Origin of the sequence: Porphyrobacter sp. ULC335 (assembly GCF_025917005.1) — a bacterium.
Lineage (GTDB): Bacteria > Pseudomonadota > Alphaproteobacteria > Sphingomonadales > Sphingomonadaceae > Erythrobacter.
Window position 1 is genome coordinate 92661 of record NZ_CP078091.1, and the last position, 18843, is coordinate 111503.

The following is an 18843-nucleotide window of genomic DNA, read 5'->3' on the forward strand; positions in this document are numbered from 1 at the left end:
ATCAGGACCGCTGCCATTCGCGAACAATGGCGATGATTTTGGGCCCTGACAGCAGATAGCGGCGCCACAGGCGGCGCGGTTCGGTGGCGAGTCTGAAAGCCCATTCGAGGCGCGCGGCCTGCATCCACTTCGGCGCTCTGGCCTTGCGGCCAAGCAAAAACTCGATCGACGCGCCGATACAGAATGCGACACCGCGCACCCCCTCTACCGCCATCAGCCGGTGGGCGATGATCTCGCTTCTGGGCGCTCCAATGGCGAAGAGGATATAATGCCAATCTCCGCCCTTCAGAAATTCCTCGATCCGGGCGATTGCCGGCTCGTTGTCGAGAACACCCATCGGGGGAATGTGCTGCGACAAATCGACCTCGGGAAACCGCGCCCTCAGGTCGGCGAGCATGCTTTCATCCCCGCCGACAAGTGCGACTTTGCGCCCGTCAAGCCAGCCGCCCCTGAAGAGCATTTCGGTGAGATCGCTACCCGTGATTACGTTCAGTTGAACGCCGCGCAACCAGGCTAGGCCCTGCAAAACCCTGCTATCGCATAGACGTAGCGTGGCAGATTGATATGCGCGGTCGAACCTTTGGGTTGTTTCGCTGGAGCTTTCGTTGCCCCGCAGCATTACGAAGTGATCGACGTTGGGGGTCACAACGAGGGACAAGCGGTCCTCGCGCGACAGGCGATCCAGCTCAGCCGCAACCTGCGCGTAAGTCGCGTTGACTAAATCGAATCCCAGGAAATTGGTGGTGCGCAAATCAGTCGGCATGCAAGCACCGGGGGGCCCTTTGATAACGCGGTTCCTGTATCTCGCGGCCCCGGAAAACTCAGACACCGGCCGCTGCGTTTCTGATGATCAAATAGGCGCCGCTTGTCGACAAGTTTTGTCGACTCGTCTCATTTTGGGGAGAGCGCGCCACAAAGCGCGCGTTACGCGGTTAGGTGGAATTCAACCGGGGAGGTCCACTCGCGGATATAGTCGCAACCCACCGCGCGATCGGGCGCAAACCTGAACGCGCAGGAACGTTAGTTGGTGTTTTGCCCATACCCTTTGAGCCAATGGCTGCGACTGCCCCAAAGTTCGAACCATGCGTCATTCTTCGGCCCGCCCTTGCCGATCACTTGCATCAATCTGCTCTTGATCACGTGGTTAAACGACCACAGCTGAAGGAGCAAAAGTCCAAGCCAGCGGGTCGCGGGGCTCCAGTGATCGTGGACCAGCGTCGCCCGCGCCTGCATCAGCTGGAGCAGCTTGCGCGCCAGTTGGGGGGTGGAGGCGCCGACCAGATGCATGATCTGGGCGTCGGGCGTAATCATCGGGCGGTATCCCGCCTTGGCCGCCCTCAGGCAAAGATCCGCCTCTTCCCCGTACATGAAGTATTTGGCCTGAAACCCGTCCAGCTTGCGCCACAAGGCGGTCGGGATCAGCAGAAAGCAGCCGACCACGATATCGACCTGACGGACGCTGTCGCGCTTCCAACCTCCGATGCCTTCGGGGTTGAAAATCGGGCTCGCCGGGAATGCGGCGGCAAGGCCGAATGCGTTGCAGATCAGGCTCCAGATTGTGATCTTGTTCCAGCACGAAGCGGGGTTGAGCGACCCATCGGGGAACACAGTGCGCCCACCGACGATCCCTGCGCGGGGATTGGCCTTGGCGAAGTCCAGCAAGGCCGCGATGGCATTGGGATAGGTTTCGGTATCCGGATTGAGCAGCAGCATCCATTCGCTGCGTACCATTTCCGATGCCCGATTATTGGCGACCGCGAATCCGAGATTATCGGGGCAGCGCACCAGTTCGACCTGGGGAAATGCTGCAGCGATCGCATCCGCGGAATCGTCAGCGGATGCGTTGTCCCAGACGATTACCCGCATCCGCACATCGCCTGCATTCTCGTAAAGCGTCTCAAGCGCACGAAGCGTAAGTGCCCTGGTATTGTAGCTGACGACAATGATCGTAAGCTCTTCGTCGAGCTCATTCTGCTGCGTAACGAAGTCCATCGTAAGATCGCCTAACATTTACTTCTTCATCTTCCCGAGGGGTGAACCGCGCGACCGGAATTGCAGACATGAAGACTGCCTTGCCCTTCTTGATTGAAGGAGATTTTTGATTTTCCTACTCGAAAATCAACAAATACCGAAACGCCTCCATTTGACCCTGCGAGGAGTTTCACATGTCATTCGACACCTTCGGCACAGCCCTTGATAGCCTCATTGCTCCTGCCCGCAATTGTTTTTCGATCACCCCGCACGATGTCGCGACTGTCCCCTCGCTGCCCAAAGCCATCTATGTCGGCACCGGCGGCAACATTGCCCTTCGGGCAGTCGACAGCGCCCAGGACGTGACGTTCATGAACGTCACTGGCGGCACCATCCTGGACGTGCGGGCAATGCATATCCGGGCGACCGGCACCACCGCCAGCAACATGATCGGCCTGGCCTGATGGCGCGCTTCGGTTTCGGCTATGGTCGTGCACCACGCCAGCGCAAGGTCGATGACGGCGCATCCTTGGCAAGCCAGGTCAGTCGGTCGGGGGTTACCTTCACCTTCGGATCGCCGCGACCCGCAGGCCAGTATGCAAACGGCGACTGGTGGGTCTTGGGACCGGTTACGATCACGGCGATCAGTCCGGCAAGTACCTTGCACAATGGCACGAGCGGCTTGCTCACCGGCTCTGGCAACACCACCCCGCCCTATACCGGACGCGTGGTGCACGGGACGATGATAAATCCCGGCAATCGCAGCTTTGCGTCCGGCGGCAACCTTGCCAACAACAGCACGAATACGCTGCAGGGCTGGGACAGCCTCGGGTTGGGCGGATTGCCTTCGCCGGTTTACAGCGCTCCGAGCAACGTCGATCCCGGCGCGACCGGTACGGCGCTGGCCGTGACCAGCGGAAGCGTAGTCAAGTTCGTCTCGCGCCTCACCGATCTGCCGATCAACAACCGCCCTGCCGGCAATGACATGGTGGTGCTCACCGTTGTCAGCGATGTTCCGGCGCCTGACGCAATCAGGCCGGGCGTTTCAAGGCAGAGCAAGGCAACGCAAGTTCGCGCCTCCGATTTCGATGTGTCAGTCTTCAAGAACTTCGCGCCGACGGCCAACACTCCCACCTACGGTCAGGCGATCAGTTGGGTGTCCCGGTATCACGAAACTTCGATGCCGGACTCGATCAACAACACCCGCACCAAGGGGATCAACAACCACCCCGAATACGGGCGCGACATCGCCCGGAACCTGCACAGCGCACTGCTGTGCCTGCACCTGTCGAGCTTTACCGCCACCCAGAAACGCGAGATTCTCACCGCGCTGGCAGCAATCGCTGATGATCTGGTCAGCCGCGCCGAGGAAGGTTCGATCACCTTGGGTGCAGGGGGTGGCAACAGCTGGAAGGTCCCGATCATCGTCGTCTGTGCCGCAGCCCTGGGTACCCGGGCCCCGGCATCATGGCTGGCGCAGCTGGCTCCGGACAAACGCTCCATCTGGGCCGAGAACAGCCAGATTTTCCGGGTAAGCGGCTACGACATCGCCTTGCCCCGCTTCACCGCGGACGGACGGCCACGCAGCGCATACACGCAGCAGATGATCGGCAGCGCGGAATGGGGCGAACAGCAGATGACAGCGCCGCAGAACAGCGGGTCGAACTGGGATGCCCTGTACCGCGACATCGTCAACTATTCACTGATCGGGGGCACCTTGGCGGTGGAGCTGACAACCGGTGCAAAGGCGCTTTGGGACTACCCGGAGTTCTGGCTGTACATGGACACGGTCTACGGACGGCGCACGGAAGGCGGGGCGGGCAATACCGTTCTTCCCTTCGTTCAGGAGATGCTGACCGCATATCGTGTGCCCAAATTGGCGGCACCGGCGATCGTTGAGGCTGGTGTGAAGAACGCCGCTGTCTGGATCAGGTTCGACCAGGCTCTCAACGAAAGCGTTTCCCCGCCCGCAGCCGCCGACTTTGTCGTAAAGGTCAACGGCGCGCCCGTGACCGTGAGCAACGCAAGCGTGTGGCGGCAGAATGCTGGCCTTACGCTGGCTGCCGCGGTGACGGGCAACGATACGGTGACGGTCAGCTATACCAGCGGCACCAACAAGCTGCGGAGCGTCGACAATGTCAATGTCGCCAGCTTTGTCGACCGAGCGTCCAGCAACGCGACCGATCGGGTGGGCGGGCCGAACCCGGCTTATCCGGTCGTCCGCTTCACCCCGGGCGTCCGCCGGACAATCGGCGGCACCCGGCGACTGGCCGAGGCGAACAGCGCTGTCTGCACGGCCGCGTTACTGAAGTTCCGGTTCCCCGCGCTGCCTTCTGCTGCCACCCGCATTTTCGGCTTCACTGCAGGAGCGCCTGCCCTCAGCCTGTTCCTCAACGCGAACGGGTCCATCGAGATGCGGTTGCTGAACGGGTCCGCAGCGATTGTCACCAGGCCGACAACGCCGGCCCTTTTGCCCAACACGGAATATGACATCTTGTGGAGCGTCGATCTGTCGCGAGCCACCGCCGCAATCGGGCATGACTGCTATATCAACGGGCAGCCGCAGACCCTCACCAATTTCAGCTGGGTGGTTGGCGGTTCGATCGGGTGGACAAATGTGGGCGATTACCAGTGGAACCACAACAACAACGCCACCTTCGATATGGGCGCATTCTGGCTGGATACGAGTGCCCGCCTCGATTTGAGCAACGCCGCGAACCGGGCGAAGTTCACCAATGTGATCACCGGCGACCTCGCCATCCTGACGCTCGGCAACGGGGTTACCGGCAGTCGGCCGACCCTGTTCCATGTGGGTGACGCCGAGCAATGGAACGAAAGTTCCGGGATAAACCGTGGGACTGGAAACAGGTTCTTTGTCACCGAAGGGACTGTGGCCCAGGTGAGCGGCAGCAAGTGGGTGTAATGCTTCGCCGGAGCGGCGGGTCAGGCCTTATGGAAGCCCTGCGGTGGAGGCGCGAAAAGGCTGCTCCGGGTCTGCATCATCCGTATTTGCGTCTGCACCTTGAGTTCGCCTTTGCCCCATTCCACCATTGACGCAAGCAGCGCGACCATGGTCATGAAGACCAGACCCGTCGAACCGAAGTAGTTCACCGTCTGCCCCACGATCACATAAACGAACATGGTGATATTGAGACCCAGCATGAGCGTGCGGTCTCTCGGAGTGAGGCTTGGCATGATCGTCCCGAGTTTGATCATGCCATAGATAATGCCCGCGAGAAAAATCACAGGCACGATCAATCCGTGGCGCATGGCAAGAAGAAGGAAATGTGCATCGACGCTATCGCCCGCCATCCAGCTGAGCCGGTCCCATTGCTGGTAGCCGATCCCGAACCAGGGATTTCTGACAACGCTGGCGGAACCATACTCCCAGATAAGGGTCCGGTATTCGGCGGTGGCCGGCGTCAGCGTCATTCGGGCGAGCACCGGCACAATGCCATTCTTTGTGCTCACGTGGACAGCACCAGCCAGCAGCACAAGCATCGAGACCAGAGTCCACCATGAGATCTTCGGGAAGTAGGGCTTCACGTGGTTCACCGCGATCGCGGCGATGGACATCATAAGTCCCAGAAAGGCCGCGGAACTCAGCGAGAAGAAGCCTGTGAAAGCGATGGCGATGCCAAAGAAGTAGGGCCACGATCGCAACCCGCTGAAATAGTAGAGCGGCAGGAAGCCCACCATCACGGCACCCGCAAGGATGGGGTGCGGGAACGGCCCGTAAGCCCGCAGCATGCCAATGCGATACTCGTGCTCGAGGAACAGGGCGCCAGTCGCTTCGCCCCCCGCGAAGGACTCGATATTGCCGAAGATCGATTGGAACATGGGCCGTAACAGGAGCTGTCCGGAGAGGCTCTCGACCGCCAGACTGCCTCCTGCGAACATCAGCCCGGGCAAGCACAGGATCAGGAAATATCGCAGCTCATCAGGCGCCCTGATGCACGCCCGCGCGATCATGTAGATCACGACAGTATCGGTCACGATCCCCGCACCGCGGATGATCCCGGATCCAAACCCGTAAATCGTCATGAACGAGAGCATGATCCAGAAGCCCATGATCATCACGACGATATCGATGGGCGAGACCGAGCCTCGTCGATTGTTCAGGATCATCCGCAAGGCTGGCACAGCCATCAGCAGCAGCGCTTGGCGGTACGACGGCAGGTTGACGCCGAAGACGTTGATTTCCACCTCGGGCGGCAGAAGCAGGAACGAATAAAAGACCACAAGCAGCGGGATAAGCGCGGTCGGCCGGCGGCTTTGGACCGCAGGCGCTTGCCACTGGGCCTGGTGCGGCGGAGCAGCCATATGTGGTGCGGGCAGGGGCATCACGTTTTCCACACGCTAGACAGGGGGCCTGACAGGGCGTGACCAAGCGGACCGGGGGCCTCTGGTAGGCCAGAGATCACCTGCGTTCAAGCCCGCAGCGGCCAGCGCTGGCACGGTTACCGCCCGATCCGCTGGTTGATCCAGCTGCGCGCTTCTTCGGGCATATGAAACCACGTGATCACCAGCAACGCCGAGCATAGCACGCTCGCTCCGATGATCCCCGCAAGCCAATCCTGCATCCATGGGGCAGCCGCCATCGCCGCAGCGATCAGCACTGCCGGGCCAGCAATCCGGGTCATGACGCCTGCATCGACAAAGCGAGCCTTGTGGAACAGCGCGGCACAATCGAGGATCACACGCAGGGTGAAGGCTAGCGCCACGCCATAAAGCCCGAAAAACACGCCGAAAACATACAGCATTGCGCCGTAGACCGGCAGTTCCAGCACATGCAGCAGCGCAGTGTAGCGCGAGTTTCCGCGCGCCTGGATCAGCGCATAGGGCACGTTGGCAAGCGCATTCACCCACACGCCGATGATCGTGATCTGTCCGACCAGAATGGAGCGAGGATCAAGCCCCTCTCCCAGCCACAGTCGCAGCAGCGGCGCGGCGAGGCAGATGAGACCGATGACAATGAAACCGTACAGCTGACCGATCAGCACGACCGAAGCCTTGCCCAGTCTTGCCGCCTCGGCGTCGTCTTGCGAGGCAAGGCGCGGGAATAGCGCCTGCACAATCGCCATCGGGAACATCACGGTGCGGGCCGCGATCTGGACTGGTACGGAATAGGCAACCACTGCTGCGGCCCCGAGCACGGCGCCAATCACGACACGGTCCGCCATCGTCATCAGCGGGCCGACGATCGCAGTCACCATGATCCAGCTTCCGAAAGAAAAGAGCCGCCGCAACTGCGCGCGCGACGGGTTGACCGGCTGGTGGCGCAGGAACACCGCGATCATGCTCGCCACGACCGGTATCAGGCCAATTGCCCTGCCGGCGAGCGAGGCTGCCAGCAGCCAGCTGAAATCCACCGAGTGCACACCAGCGACAACCAGCGGCAAGACCAGTGACAGCAGGTTGCCGATCGTCGTTCCAATGGAGACCACCCCGAACCGTTCGACGCCGACCAGCGCTCCGGAGGTCACGCCGGTCAGCATGATGACGGGCACGCACAGGGCGAACAGCCATACCGACGACAGCACCTCGCCCCGCAAGGCCGGCTCTGCATCGAAAAATGATCTGAAGAATATCTCGGCGACGAAATAGACCACGATGCCGCCAATAAGCGAAATGACCGCGGCCCCCGCCAATGCCGACCACACCACACCGGCACGATCTTGGGCGGAGGCATCGGGCATGGACGAAAGGCGCTGGGTTATCGCGCGCCCCAGCCCGAAATCCGCTTGACCGAAGTAGCCGAGCAGCACGAGCGCCAGGAGCAAGGCGCCATAGCGTTCGGTGCCGACGATCGAGAGATAGAACGGCACGGTCGCAATGCTGACGGCCACCCCGGTGAGGGTCGGCATCAGGTTCAGGACAGAGTTTCTGGCGAGCGCCATCAGCAACCCGCTCGCACGGGTCCGATCACCGTTTCGCCGACTGCAGATATCCGCTCGAGGGGGAGACGAAGGCGGGCCATCGCCCTTGCGCTCGCGTTCACTAGGGTCCGCCTCAATATCGCTGTATCAAACCACTTGCCGACCGCTATTGCCTGTGCGAGATGCGTTGCGCAACCGGTAAAAGCCCCGCGGCAAATCGCCGCAGAAAAGGCTCAGCCCGCGTTGCATTCGCCTCTCTCCTCTGGGTCGCCGCCAGAGAATACCCGTCTTTTGCGCCAGATTTTTTCAGGAAACGACATGGACGGTCCAGCAAGCCACAATGAGCTTGTCGAGCCCGCTTGGGATGACGGCCTGGAGAACTGTTCGAACTGCCTGTTTTGCGGCGGTGAGCAGAGCCATCAAGACGTGGTTGACGTGCGGGACGTGTTCTTTGCGGCTGATGAAGGCCGGTTTGATTTCCTGCGTTGTGACAATTGTGGTTCGCTCTGGCTAGGCAAGCGTCCCTTCGGACAGCGACTGCTGGACGCTTATGCCAACTACTACACCCATGGCTCTGAAGCGGGCGAGAATGGCGAGATGTCCGGTCTGCGGCGCTGGATCAGAGCATCCTATCTTCGCAGCCGGCTGCTGAAGGCCCCAGGCTTTACGGACCGGATCGTGGCGCGCGGCGTGATGCTTGCCGGGTACGATACGTCCGGGCTCGACAAGAGCCTGCGCTTTGCTCCGGCAGCACCTGCGCGGATCCTCGATTACGGCTGCGGCAGCGGCTTCTATCTCCTGCAGCTCAAGGAGATGGATTACGAGCTGCACGGCGCCGAGTATGATCCACACCTTCTCGGACAGCTGGCGAGATCAGGGATCGCGATCCATGATGTCGCTGCTTTGACCGATGATCATTGGGACGCGACATTCGATCACATCACCTTATCGCATGTGCTGGAACACGTGCCCGACCCGGTGGCTTTGCTGGGCCGTCTGTCCCGATGGCTGAAGCCGGGCGGTAGCTTGTATGTCGAGTTGCCGAACGCCGATGCGACGGGACTTGCGATTTTCGGCCGTTACTGGCGGGGGCTTGAGGCACCACGGCATTTCGCGCTGCCCAGCCAGAAAGCTCTGGTCGCGGCTTTTGCACGCGCCGGCCTGAAGATCGAGCGTCAGCATATTGACCCGGCAGCGCGCCCGTGGCTCTGGAACAAGTCCCTTTCGGCCAGCCCTGACAATCAGCATCAAGCAATGCGGCAGGGCATGGCTGATGCGCCGCCTGAGACCGAAACCAATGCAGAGCTCCTGACGTTCGTGGCACGAAAGCCTGCGTGATTTCGGCCACAATGCTTTTGAACCATCAAATATGCCCATTTCGCGCGCCGCCCGGTCGCTGGAGAACTTGGAAAAATGGCGAGACGTGAAACCCCTGCCCTGTTCGAGAAGGCCCAGGCGCGGTTCCGCGCGGCCCGGTTCCGGCAGGTCCAGACCCTGATCGAGCGGTTGGTACTTCGCCATGGCGAGATCACTGTGCTCGATGCCGGCGGACGGGCAGAGTACTGGAACATGCTCACCCCCGCACTGGCCGAAAAGGTGCAGCTGACGATCCTCAACTATTCGTCGGAGCTGGAAGATTACAGCGCTCTCACCGCGCCACATGTCCGCTACGAGAACCTGACCGGCGATGCCTGCAACATGCCGCAATTTGCCGATGGCGCATTCCACCTCGTCCACTCGAATTCGGTGATCGAGCATGTCGGCAATTACACCCGGATGATTGCCTTCGCTAACGAGATACGCCGCGTCGGGCAGGCCTATTATGTGCAGACGCCGAACTTCTGGTTCCCGATCGATCCGCACAATGCCTTCCCGCTGCTGCACTGGCTGCCCGACCCGATCCGCATCGGCATGGAGCAGCGGTTCGATATCGGGCTTGCCCGTCGCACCGATTTTGCGGGCGCCGTGAACCGGCTGGATGATTGCCGGATGATCAGCCAAGGCATGATGCGCACGCTGTTCCCTGATGCAAACCATTCGGCCGAGCGCTTCGCCCTGATCTTCAAGAAGTCCCTCATCGCACGCCGAACGGACTGAAGCAGTGTCCACCAACAAACCTTTGTTGCAGTCATTATGGGTAGGCGGCCCGGTGCTGGACGAGGTGCTGGCGGGGCGGGACAACAATCTCAACGTGATCCGCATGGTGGCGGCCGCCGCAGTGCTGGTCAGCCACGCGTGGCCGATTGCCTGGGGCGCCGCCGATCCGCTGTTTGCGCTGACCGGGTCGACAATCGGCCACTTTGCCGTGGCAGTGTTCTTCGGAATTTCGGGGCTGCTGATCGCGCGCAGTTTCGACCGTCGGCGCAGCTACGCGCATTTCGCCATCGCCCGCGTCTTGCGCCTGTTCCCGGGGCTATTGGCCGTGCTTGTCCTGACCGTCATTGCCGGAGCGTGGTTCACCCGGCTGTCCTTGCAGGACTATGTCACCCGCCCGGAGACCTGGCGTTATATCCCCGCCAACCTCAGCCTCTATTTTCTGCAATATCCGCTGCCCGGCGTTTTCGAGAGCAATCCTTATGGGCCGCCGATCAATGGCAGCCTGTGGACGCTGTTCTACGAGGTCGCATGTTATGGCGGGGTGGTCGTCCTCGGGCTTCTCGGCGGACTGAGAAGCCGCTGGCTGGCGCTCGGGGCGTTGGTGCTGGTCGCGCTGTTCCACTTTGCCGGAGAATGGATGACCGGAGAGGGCGGATTGCCCCTCTGGGGGCTGGCAGTGCCCGTCGGCCTTCTCGCCTCGCTCTCCTTCCCCTTCATGCTGGGCACTTTCGCCTATGTCTGGCGCGAGCATATCCGCCTGTCGGGATGGCTCGCCTTGCTGCTTTGGGTGCCGGTACCGTTCATGGCAGCGGGGCTGCTGATGGAGAGCTGGATCGTGCTGGCGCTGGTCTACTCCTCCCTATGGTTCGGCTTCGTTCCCAAAGGCGCGCTGCTCGCCTACAACCGGCTGGGGGACTATTCCTACGGGGTCTATATCTATGCATTCCCGGTGCAGCAGGCGGTCGCCTATCTGGTGCCGGGGGTAACACCCGCGGCCAATATCGCACTGGCATTGCCGGTTACGCTGGTCCTGGCGGTGCTGTCATGGACTCTGGTAGAGGCACGCGCGCTTAGCGCGGTTGGCCCGCTGGCCGATCTGTTTACGCGAGGCTCCGGGGCAAAGACGGCCTGACTGCGACGCGCCAGACTTAACGCTCCATGCCATCGTGCAAGGATGAAACCGCCGGGTCTTGGGCGCGCAACCGGCGCTCTGTTTCGTCCGCATCGAGAAATCGGCCGTAGCGGCCGACCTCGATATTGCTGCGGATCACCTTGGCAGGATTGCCCGCAACGACCGAGTTTGGCGGCACATCGCGCGTCACCACGCTGCCGGCACCGATCACGCAATTGTCGCCGATCGTGACGCCCGGCAGGATGATGCTTTCCCCGCCGATGAAGCAATTCCGTCCGATCCGGGTATGCACATACAGTCCGCGGGTGCGATCATGTGTCATGATCCGGGCGTTGAAGGCGACATAGCTGTATTCTGCGATGTGCAGGCCGCGCGGAAAGGTAAGATCGAGCTTGGCGCTGAGCGACAGCTCGACGGTCGGGTGGATGTCCATACCCATGACCGAGCGATAGAACCACATGCGCGGTCCGGTCAGCATCCGGCGCAGCAGCGAGAGCCGACCCAAAGTGAAGCTCACAACATTCCCCTACAGCCGACCCGGCTTCTTTGCGCGTCTGGGATGGCTCAAAACAGGTCTTCGTGCAATCCTGCCCCCAATACTGACCTGAAGGGCGCAGCTTTTGACCGGAACGCGGCGGTTCGCATTGCTAGGGCTTTTCTTGCTGCTCGCGCTGGTCGCCGCGGGATGGGAAGAATGGCCGCAATGGCGGATCGGCGGCGCAGCGCCTTTGCCGGCGGCTTCGCTATCGAGAGGCCGGGAGCGGCTCGCCTGCCCTGCCTCCGGTAGCCGGATCGCGATCTATGGCGATAGTCACGTGGCGGGCAACGGCGGCGATACGGTGCCGTTTGGCAAGGTAATGCAAAACACGTTGCGACTGCGCCTCACGGCCGATCTCAGGGGCGCGGGCGGCGATACCGCCGAGATGGGGGAACAGCGCTGGCTGGCAACAGCACAGCCGGAGGCCGATCTTGTCATCCTCGCCTATGGCACCAACGACGCCGCGCCTCGCGGCTGGCTGGGCGACAAGGAACCGGTCCCGATCCCACGTTTCACAAATGCGCTCAGGCGCCAGATCGACTTTTGGCAGGCGCGCGGCACGCAGACCGTGCTGATGGCCCCGCCGCCGGGCAGCAGCAGTGCCATGGCGAAAAGGCTCACCCCCTATCGCAAGGCTGTTGCCACGCTGGGCGAGGAAAGGGCGATAGCGGTTCTCGATCCGGCTGAAGCTTTTGCGCGCTGCACCGGATCAGGCAAACTGCTCGGCTATGACGGGCTGCACATGAGTGCGGCGGGCCACCAGTGCCTCGGCAGGTGGCTGGCAGAACAGCTCTGTCCCGGTGGGTCTTAAAGCAGCGGCCGCCACCAAGCTTCGTTGGCGAGATACCAGCGCAAGGTCTGGCGCATCCCGTCCTCGAAACCGTGCGCAGACGCATAGCCGAGTTCGGCGCGAGCCTTGGTTTCATCGATCGCATAGCGGCGATCGTGACCCGCGCGGTCGGTGACGAAGGTCTTGAGGCTGGCGGTCGCCTGCCCCTTGGCCGCAGGCGCATCGGGATAGCGCGCGGCCAGACCGTCGACTTCGGCAAAGGCGCGGTCCACCTCGGCGCAGATCGTATCGATCACGGTCATGTTGGGCAGCTCGGCCCCGCCGCCGATATTATAGGTCTCACCCGGCTGCCCGTGCAGCAGACAGGCCTCGATCCCGCGGCAGTGATCCTCGACATGCAGCCAGTCGCGCACGTTCATCCCGTCGCCATAGATCGGCAGATTGCGACCATGCAGCGCGTTGAGGAAGAACAGCGGGATCAGCTTTTCGGGGTACTGATACGGCCCGTAATTGTTCGAACAATTGCTGGTCGTCACCTCAAGACCGAAGGTGTGATGATAGGCGCGCACCAGATGGTCGGAAGCAGCCTTTGACGCCGAATAGGGCGAGTTGGGCGCGTAGGGTGTCACTTCCGAGAAGGCCGGATCATTGGGCCCGAGCGATCCGAACACCTCGTCGGTCGAGATGTGGTGGAAGCGGTGGGCCACGCCGCTGCCCGAAAGCCAGACGGCACGGGCGGCCTTCAGGAGGCTGTTGGTGCCGAGGATGTTGGTGTCGATGAAGGCATCCGGCCCGCTGATCGAACGGTCGACATGGCTTTCGGCAGCGAAGTGCACCAGCGTGGTGATGGCATGGTCGCGCAGCAGTGCTTCGACCAGCGCCGTATCGCGGATGTCACCTTCGACCAACTCTGCCGAAGTGCCCTCCAGCGTCGAGCGGTTCCCGGCATAGGTCAGCGCATCGAGCACGATCACCCGGTCTTCGGGATGCTTCGCATTCCAGTAATGCACGAAATTGCCGCCGATGAACCCGGCGCCGCCGGTGACAAGCACGTTAGCCAAGCTTCGCTTCCTCTTTCAGCATCAGGCGCAGGTTCTCGCGCCATGGCACCGGCGCATCACCCAGAAAGGCGCGGGTCGCCGAACTGTCGAGCAGCGAGAATGCGGGTCGGCGCGCAGGTGTGGGGTATTCGGCGGTGGTGATGGGGCGGATTACAGGAATGCGGGGCAGCAGGCCCAGCGCTTGGGCTTCCTCTGCTATCGCAACCGCGAATTCGTGCCAGCTGGCGGCCCCATCATCGGAGTGATGGAAGGTGCCGCTCGCCTGGCGTTCGGCAAGCCCCCAGATGGTCCGCGCAAGGCCCGTGGCCCAGGTCGGCGAACCGATCTGGTCGGCAACCACGCCAAGCTCCTCGCGCTCCTTCATCAGGCGGATCATGGTGCGCACGAAGTTCGCCCCGCCCGCTTCATAGACCCATGCGGTGCGCACCAGCAGGTCTTCAGGACGCAAGGCATCCTCACCTTCAGCCTTGGTGCGGCCATAGGCCGACTGCGGATTGCGCGCGGCGTCTGGCGGATAGGGCGAAGCGGCGGTGCCATCGAAGACATAGTCGGTGGAGACATGCACCACCTTGCCCCCCGTCTCGGCCATCGCCGCGACCATGGCGGCGACCGCTTCGGCATTGATCGCGCGGGCGAGTGCCTCGTCGGTCTCTGCCTTGTCGACCGCGGTGTAGGCTGCGGCATTGATGATCAGCTCAGGCGCCTCGACCACCAGCCGGGCGCGCAGCATCGGCACATCGGTGAGATCGCAGTCATCAACATCGATCGCGTTGATGTCGGCCCAGGCAGGTGCGGTTCGCTGCAAGGCACCGCCCAGCTGGCCGTTCGCTCCGGTGATCAGAACTCTCATGGGAACACCGGCACGTCGGCAAGGGCAAGCCCGCGCGTGTCCTTTTCGGAGATGATCGGATCAAGCCCCGCCACCGGCCATGCGATGCCGACCGCCGGATCGTCCCACGCCAGCGTGAATTCGCTCTGCGGGGCATAGGGCGCGGTGCATTTGTAGAGGAAGTCGGTATCGTCTTCGAGCGTCAGGAAGCCGTGGGCGAAGCCTTCCGGCACCCAGAACATGCGCTTGTTTTCCGCACTGAGTTCAACCCCGACCCACTGGCCGAAGGTGGGCGAAGACGCACGCAGATCGACCGCGACATCGAAGACTGCGCCATTGGTGACCCGCACCAGCTTGCCCTGTGGTCCCGGATTCTGGAAATGCAGGCCGCGCAGAACGCCCTTCTGCGAGCGGCTGTGATTGTCCTGCACGAAGGTCAGATCAAGCGCCGCTGCCGCAAAAGCGGCCGCGTTCCATGTTTCCATGAAGAACCCCCGCGCATCGCCGAAAACGCGCGGCTCGATGATCAGTACGCCGGGAAGAGCGGTTTCAATGATGTTCACGGCAGCACCGGGCTTTCGAGCAGCTTGATGAGATATTCGCCGTAACCCGATTTGCGCAGCGGTTCGGCGATTTCGCGCAGGCGGTCAGCCGTGATGAAGCCTTTGCGCCAGGCGATTTCCTCGGGGCAGCAAATCTTGAGGCCCTGCCGCTCCTCGGTGATGCGCACATAGGTCGCGGCGTCCAGAAGCGAGGCGTGGGTGCCGGTATCGAGCCACGCGAAGCCCCGGCCCATGATCTCGACCGACATCGCGCCTTCATCGAGATAGAGCCGGTTGAGATCGGTGATCTCCAGCTCGCCGCGCGGCGAGGGCTTGAGATCGCGGGCGCGATCAACCACCGTCTCGTCGTAGAAATAGAGGCCCGTCACCGCATAGTTCGACTTGGGCGCCGCCGGCTTTTCCTCGATCGAGATCGCCTTGCCTTCGGCATCGAAGGCGACAACGCCGAAGGCCTGCGGATCGTTGACCCGGTAAGCGAACACGGTTGACCCGGCTTCGCGGGCATTCGCGTTTTGCAGCAGGGCGGGCAGGCCGTGGCCATAGAAGATGTTATCGCCCAGAATCAGCGCACTCGGCCCGCCGCGCACGAAATCGGCGCCGATGTGGAAGGCCTGCGCCAGCCCTTCGGGCTTGGGCTGCACCGCATAGGACAGCGACACGCCGAAATCCGATCCGTCGCCCAGCACGCGCTGGAACTGCGCGGCGTCTTCGGGGGTGGTGATGATCAGGATGTCATTGATCCCCGCCAGCATCAGCGTGCTGAGCGGATAGTAGATCATCGGCTTGTCGAAGACCGGCATCAGCTGCTTCGAAACGCCGCGGGTCAGGGGGTAGAGCCGGGTTCCCGATCCGCCCGCCAGAATGATACCGCGCCTTGCCGGGCCGTCCTTAGCAGATATCACCTGTCTATCCTCAAACGCCCAAGAGCCAGCGACCGGGCGCTGCATTGCAGCAATGCCGTGCATCGTCAACAACTCTCGGGGTGGGTTATGCGAGGGCTGCGACGGGCACTAACGGGGCTGGCAAAGGGCAGCAAATTGACGCAAGAGACAGGCCATGAGCGTGTCCAGCCTGCAGTCCGGTACGGTTGACGATGCCACACAAGCGGCCGACAAGTTTCTGGCGTCCTGCGTGCCGGCCACGCTCGCCGATGCGCCCCTGCCTCCATGGCCGTTCGGTTCCGCTCAACAAAGCAGCCTTCCCGAGGCCGATCTGGCTGACGCCCTGATCAGGCGGGCCGAGTTCCACGGAATTGCCCTGCTGCTCACCTATCGCGGCACGCAGGGCAGCGACTGGCCCGGCCCGGTCATGGCGCAGCTGACGCAGCTCGCCCGCCTTTCCGGCCTGTGGGAAGAGCTGCACCGCCCGCGGATTGCCGGTCTGATAGACATGCTGGCGGACCGCGGGGTTGCCTCGATCGTGCTCAAGGGTTCGGCCCTCGCCTATCTGCATTACCCCGATCCGGCGCTGCGGCGCAGAGGCGATACCGATCTGCTGATCCAGCCCGAGGATCTGGATACAACCCGCGCGGCCTTGCGCGAAGCGGGCTGGATCAGCCCCCCGCCCAGCCGCGGCCTGTATTTTCAGGAAAGCTGGGACATCGATTGCGGCCTCGGCATGCTGCATACGCTCGACCTGCACTGGCACCCGACCGATCGCCCTGTGATCCAGAAAGTACTGCGACCCGAAGATTACTGGGCAAGCACTCGCCCGCTTCCCCGCCTGTCGCCGCGCGCCGCCGCGCCTGATCCGGTGATCATGCTGGTGCATGGCGCGATCAACCAGTTCTGGCACCAGACACGCGGCATCCTTGTCGAGGGCGAGCGTGTGGTCGGCGGTCGGCGCCTGATCTGGGCGGCGGACTACCACCATATGACCGCAAGTTTGACGCCTGCGGACTGGGAACGGCTGGCCGCTTTCTGCGCCGCACGCGATGCGGGGGGCATCGTCCACGCCGTATTGGCGGGCGCGCAGCAGGATATCGGCCTTGCCCTGCCAGATGGCTTTCCCGAGCGATTGCTCCCGGTATCAGGCCGGTCGCCGACCATGGACTACATCCGCCGCTTCGACCGATTGAAGGACATCCGCGCGGACTTCATGGCGGCGGATAGTACCGCAACCCGGCTTCGGCTGTTGAGTGCGTCCGTGCTGGTCTCGCGCGAGCAATTGGTGAAGCGCTATCCGCAGCATTCCCATTGGCCTACCGCGCTGTTGCAGCTGCGCCGCTATGGCGGAGCGCTCGCACGGGTGATCGGCCTGAGCCAGCGCGGTGCGGCCTATCAGCTGCGTCATGCTCCGGAAAAGCAGGGACCACGCCCGTGAACCTTGGCTTTCTGGTCACGCGGGCCCGGCCCTTCCTGCGCGATCTCATCCTTATAAGTGCCATGTCCGTGCTGGCATCGACCGCGACGCTGGCGATCCCCTGGCTGGCAGGGCAATTTCTCGCCGGGGTGATCGGGGACGCGAGCGTCGATTTATCGACCACCATCGCCCTACTGGTCACGGCACTGGCGGTGCTGACAGCGATCAGCATTCTCGTCCAGTATCTTTCCGCCGCTGCGGCGGGGCGCATTCTGGCGCGGCTTCGGCAGGAAACCTACGACCGGCTGCAGGCCATGCCGATCGCGTTCCATGATCGCAGCAAGAGCGGCGACCTGCTCTCGCTGATGACGTATGAGGTCAGCAACCTCAGCGGCTTTCTGACCGCCACGCTCGCCAATGTCCCCTCGATCCTGCTGACCGCGGCCGGCGCGGTGCTGCTGCTGTTCCTGCTCGATCCGGTGATGGCGCTGGTGGTGCCGGTGCTGGTGGCGCTGTTCTACCTCTTGATGAAGCTGGTCGGCCGCCGCCTGCGCACTGTGGCGCGCAAGGTTCGCAAGGCTGAATCCGACGTGATGTGGATCGGCGAGAGCGATCTCGAAATGCTCCCCGCGATCAAGGCCTTCGCAACTGAGGATTTCCAGCGCCGCCGCTATCACCAGGCGGTGGAAAAGGCGCGGGTTCTGTTCCTCGACCAGACGCGGATGATGGCTTTCATCAGCCCGCTGGTGGCCCTGGTCGCGGCCTTGGGGGCGATTGCCATCCTGCTGCTGGGCAGCGCGCAGCTAGCCGATGGCAGCCGCAGCCCTTCAGACCTGTTCGCGTTTCTTCTCTATGCCGCGCTGCTGACCCGCCCCGTTGGTCAACTGGCCGACACCTATGGCCGTTTCCAGGTGGCCAAAGGCACGCTCGCCCGGCTGGAGGCGGTTTTCGCCAAGAAGATCGAGCCGGGATATGGCGAGCCCGGCATCATCGACCGGGCTGCGGGTGCGATCGCATTCGAAGGCGTGAGCTTCGCCTACCCCGGACGCCCCGCAGTGCTGACATCGGTCAATCTGGCGATTGCGCCGGGAGAGATCGTTGCGCTTACCGGCGATAACGGCGTCGGCAAATCGACGCTCGTCCGCCTGCTGCTGCGCTTCTACGATCCCGATGGCGGGCGCATCACGCTTGACGGCGTCGACATCGCCGGCCTTCAAGTGCAGCATTTGCGCCGCCAGTTCGGCTATGTCCCGCAGCGCCCCCTATTGTTCAACGGCACCATCGCCGACAACATCGCCTTCGGCAACGACAACCCCGATCCTGCCGCGATCGAACGCGCCGTGCAGCTGGCGCAGGCGGGCGAATTCATCGCGCAGCTCCCCCGCGGATTAGCCACAGAGATTGGCGATAACGGCATCCGCTTGTCGGGCGGGCAGCAGCAGCGCCTGGCGCTTGCCCGCGCGCTGTTCCGCGATCCGCCGGTCTATATCTTCGATGAAGCCACCAGCATGTATGATCTGGATGGCGAGGCGGCGTTTGTTGAAACCTGCATCGATGTGTTGAAGGGCCGGACCGTGATCATCATCACACACCGGCCCGCGAGCCTGGCGCTGGCCGACCGGATCATCCACGCGACGCCTGAAGGATTGGTCTCGGGCCCGCCTGCCGCTCACCCCTGAAAG

General features: G+C 62.6%; 17 protein-coding genes. 8 read left to right on the top strand and 9 right to left on the bottom strand.

All coding sequences use genetic code 11. The features are described from left to right. Position 1 precedes the first annotated feature (1 nt). Both KVF90_RS00430 and KVF90_RS00435 read right to left on the bottom strand, forming a co-directional pair. Positions 2 to 763: a WecB/TagA/CpsF family glycosyltransferase gene (locus KVF90_RS00430; RefSeq protein ID WP_264392882.1), complete on the bottom strand. Its 762-nt coding sequence runs from the start codon at positions 761 to 763 to the stop codon at positions 2 to 4. A 257-nt stretch (positions 764 to 1020) separates the two neighbouring features. Next, positions 1021 to 2010 carry a glycosyltransferase family 2 protein gene (locus KVF90_RS00435; RefSeq protein WP_264392883.1) on the bottom strand — a complete coding sequence of 330 codons (990 nt, stop codon included), beginning with the start codon at positions 2008 to 2010 and terminating at the stop codon, positions 1021 to 1023. Between the two features lie 155 nt (positions 2011 to 2165). Here KVF90_RS00435 and KVF90_RS00440 point away from each other — a divergent pair, with 155 nt between their 5' ends. Both KVF90_RS00440 and KVF90_RS00445 read left to right on the top strand, forming a co-directional pair. After that, positions 2166 to 2435: a spike base protein, RCAP_Rcc01079 family gene (locus tag KVF90_RS00440; RefSeq protein WP_264392884.1), complete on the top strand. Its 270-nt coding sequence runs from the start codon at positions 2166 to 2168 to the stop codon at positions 2433 to 2435. After that, positions 2435 to 4894 (top strand): SwmB domain-containing protein, encoded by a 2460-nt coding sequence (locus KVF90_RS00445; RefSeq protein ID WP_264392885.1) that lies wholly within the window; start codon positions 2435 to 2437, stop codon positions 4892 to 4894. The genes KVF90_RS00440 and KVF90_RS00445 overlap by 1 nt, the downstream gene beginning before the upstream one ends. Before the next feature lie 20 nt (positions 4895 to 4914). On the opposite strand, the gene KVF90_RS00450 is transcribed toward KVF90_RS00445, so the two are convergent. Both KVF90_RS00450 and KVF90_RS00455 read right to left on the bottom strand, forming a co-directional pair. Beyond that, positions 4915 to 6315, bottom strand: a complete 1401-nt coding sequence (locus KVF90_RS00450) for an O-antigen ligase family protein (protein WP_264392886.1) — start codon at positions 6313 to 6315, stop codon at positions 4915 to 4917. Between the two features lie 116 nt (positions 6316 to 6431). Further along, on the bottom strand, positions 6432 to 7871 hold the full coding sequence (locus KVF90_RS00455) for an oligosaccharide flippase family protein (protein WP_264392887.1): 1440 nt from the start codon (positions 7869 to 7871) through the stop codon (positions 6432 to 6434). Positions 7872 to 8141: 270 nt separating this feature from the next. On the opposite strand from KVF90_RS00455, the gene KVF90_RS00460 reads away from it, so the two are divergent. The 3 genes from KVF90_RS00460 to KVF90_RS00470 all read left to right on the top strand — a co-directional run bounded on the left by KVF90_RS00460 (position 8142) and on the right by KVF90_RS00470 (position 11079). Then, positions 8142 to 9188 carry a class I SAM-dependent methyltransferase gene (locus KVF90_RS00460; protein ID WP_264392889.1) on the top strand — a complete coding sequence of 349 codons (1047 nt, stop codon included), beginning with the start codon at positions 8142 to 8144 and terminating at the stop codon, positions 9186 to 9188. 75 nt (positions 9189 to 9263) lie between these two features. Further along, positions 9264 to 9947: a class I SAM-dependent methyltransferase gene (locus KVF90_RS00465; protein ID WP_264392890.1), complete on the top strand. Its 684-nt coding sequence runs from the start codon at positions 9264 to 9266 to the stop codon at positions 9945 to 9947. 4 nt (positions 9948 to 9951) lie between these two features. Further along, complete coding sequence (locus KVF90_RS00470; protein ID WP_264392891.1) at positions 9952 to 11079, top strand: acyltransferase family protein; 1128 nt, start codon at positions 9952 to 9954, stop codon at positions 11077 to 11079. A 16-nt stretch (positions 11080 to 11095) separates the two neighbouring features. Here the strand turns inward: KVF90_RS00470 and KVF90_RS17355 are convergent, their stop codons facing one another. After that, positions 11096 to 11596: an acyltransferase gene (locus KVF90_RS17355; protein WP_319641040.1), complete on the bottom strand. Its 501-nt coding sequence runs from the start codon at positions 11594 to 11596 to the stop codon at positions 11096 to 11098. A gap of 142 nt (positions 11597 to 11738) precedes the next feature. Here KVF90_RS17355 and KVF90_RS00480 point away from each other — a divergent pair, with 142 nt between their 5' ends. Further along, entirely contained in the window at positions 11739 to 12428 is a 690-nt protein-coding gene (locus KVF90_RS00480) for an SGNH/GDSL hydrolase family protein (RefSeq protein WP_264392892.1), read from the top strand. Here the strand turns inward: KVF90_RS00480 and rfbB are convergent. The 4 genes from rfbB to rfbA are packed head-to-tail and all read right to left on the bottom strand — an operon-like array spanning position 12425 to position 15762. Continuing rightward, positions 12425 to 13468 (bottom strand): dTDP-glucose 4,6-dehydratase, encoded by a 1044-nt coding sequence (rfbB, locus tag KVF90_RS00485; RefSeq protein ID WP_264392893.1) that lies wholly within the window; start codon positions 13466 to 13468, stop codon positions 12425 to 12427. The genes KVF90_RS00480 and rfbB overlap by 4 nt on opposite strands. After that, positions 13461 to 14318 carry a dTDP-4-dehydrorhamnose reductase gene (gene rfbD / locus KVF90_RS00490; protein WP_264392894.1) on the bottom strand — a complete coding sequence of 286 codons (858 nt, stop codon included), beginning with the start codon at positions 14316 to 14318 and terminating at the stop codon, positions 13461 to 13463. Before rfbD ends, rfbB begins: the two co-directional genes overlap by 8 nt. After that, the gene (rfbC, locus tag KVF90_RS00495) at positions 14315 to 14860 is read right to left on the bottom strand and encodes a dTDP-4-dehydrorhamnose 3,5-epimerase (RefSeq protein ID WP_264392895.1); all 546 of its coding nucleotides are present in this window, start codon (positions 14858 to 14860) and stop codon (positions 14315 to 14317) included. The genes rfbD and rfbC overlap by 4 nt, the downstream gene beginning before the upstream one ends. Further along, positions 14857 to 15762 carry a glucose-1-phosphate thymidylyltransferase RfbA gene (gene rfbA, locus KVF90_RS00500; protein WP_264392896.1) on the bottom strand — a complete coding sequence of 302 codons (906 nt, stop codon included), beginning with the start codon at positions 15760 to 15762 and terminating at the stop codon, positions 14857 to 14859. Before rfbA ends, rfbC begins: the two co-directional genes overlap by 4 nt. A gap of 154 nt (positions 15763 to 15916) precedes the next feature. Here rfbA and KVF90_RS00505 point away from each other — a divergent pair, with 154 nt between their 5' ends. Both KVF90_RS00505 and KVF90_RS00510 read left to right on the top strand, forming a co-directional pair. Continuing rightward, the gene (locus tag KVF90_RS00505) at positions 15917 to 17182 is read left to right on the top strand and encodes a nucleotidyltransferase family protein (RefSeq protein ID WP_264392897.1); all 1266 of its coding nucleotides are present in this window, start codon (positions 15917 to 15919) and stop codon (positions 17180 to 17182) included. After that, positions 17179 to 18840, top strand: coding sequence for an ABC transporter ATP-binding protein (locus tag KVF90_RS00510; RefSeq protein WP_264392898.1), 1662 nt, complete (start codon positions 17179 to 17181; stop codon positions 18838 to 18840). Before KVF90_RS00505 ends, KVF90_RS00510 begins: the two co-directional genes overlap by 4 nt. Positions 18841 to 18843 lie beyond the last annotated feature (3 nt).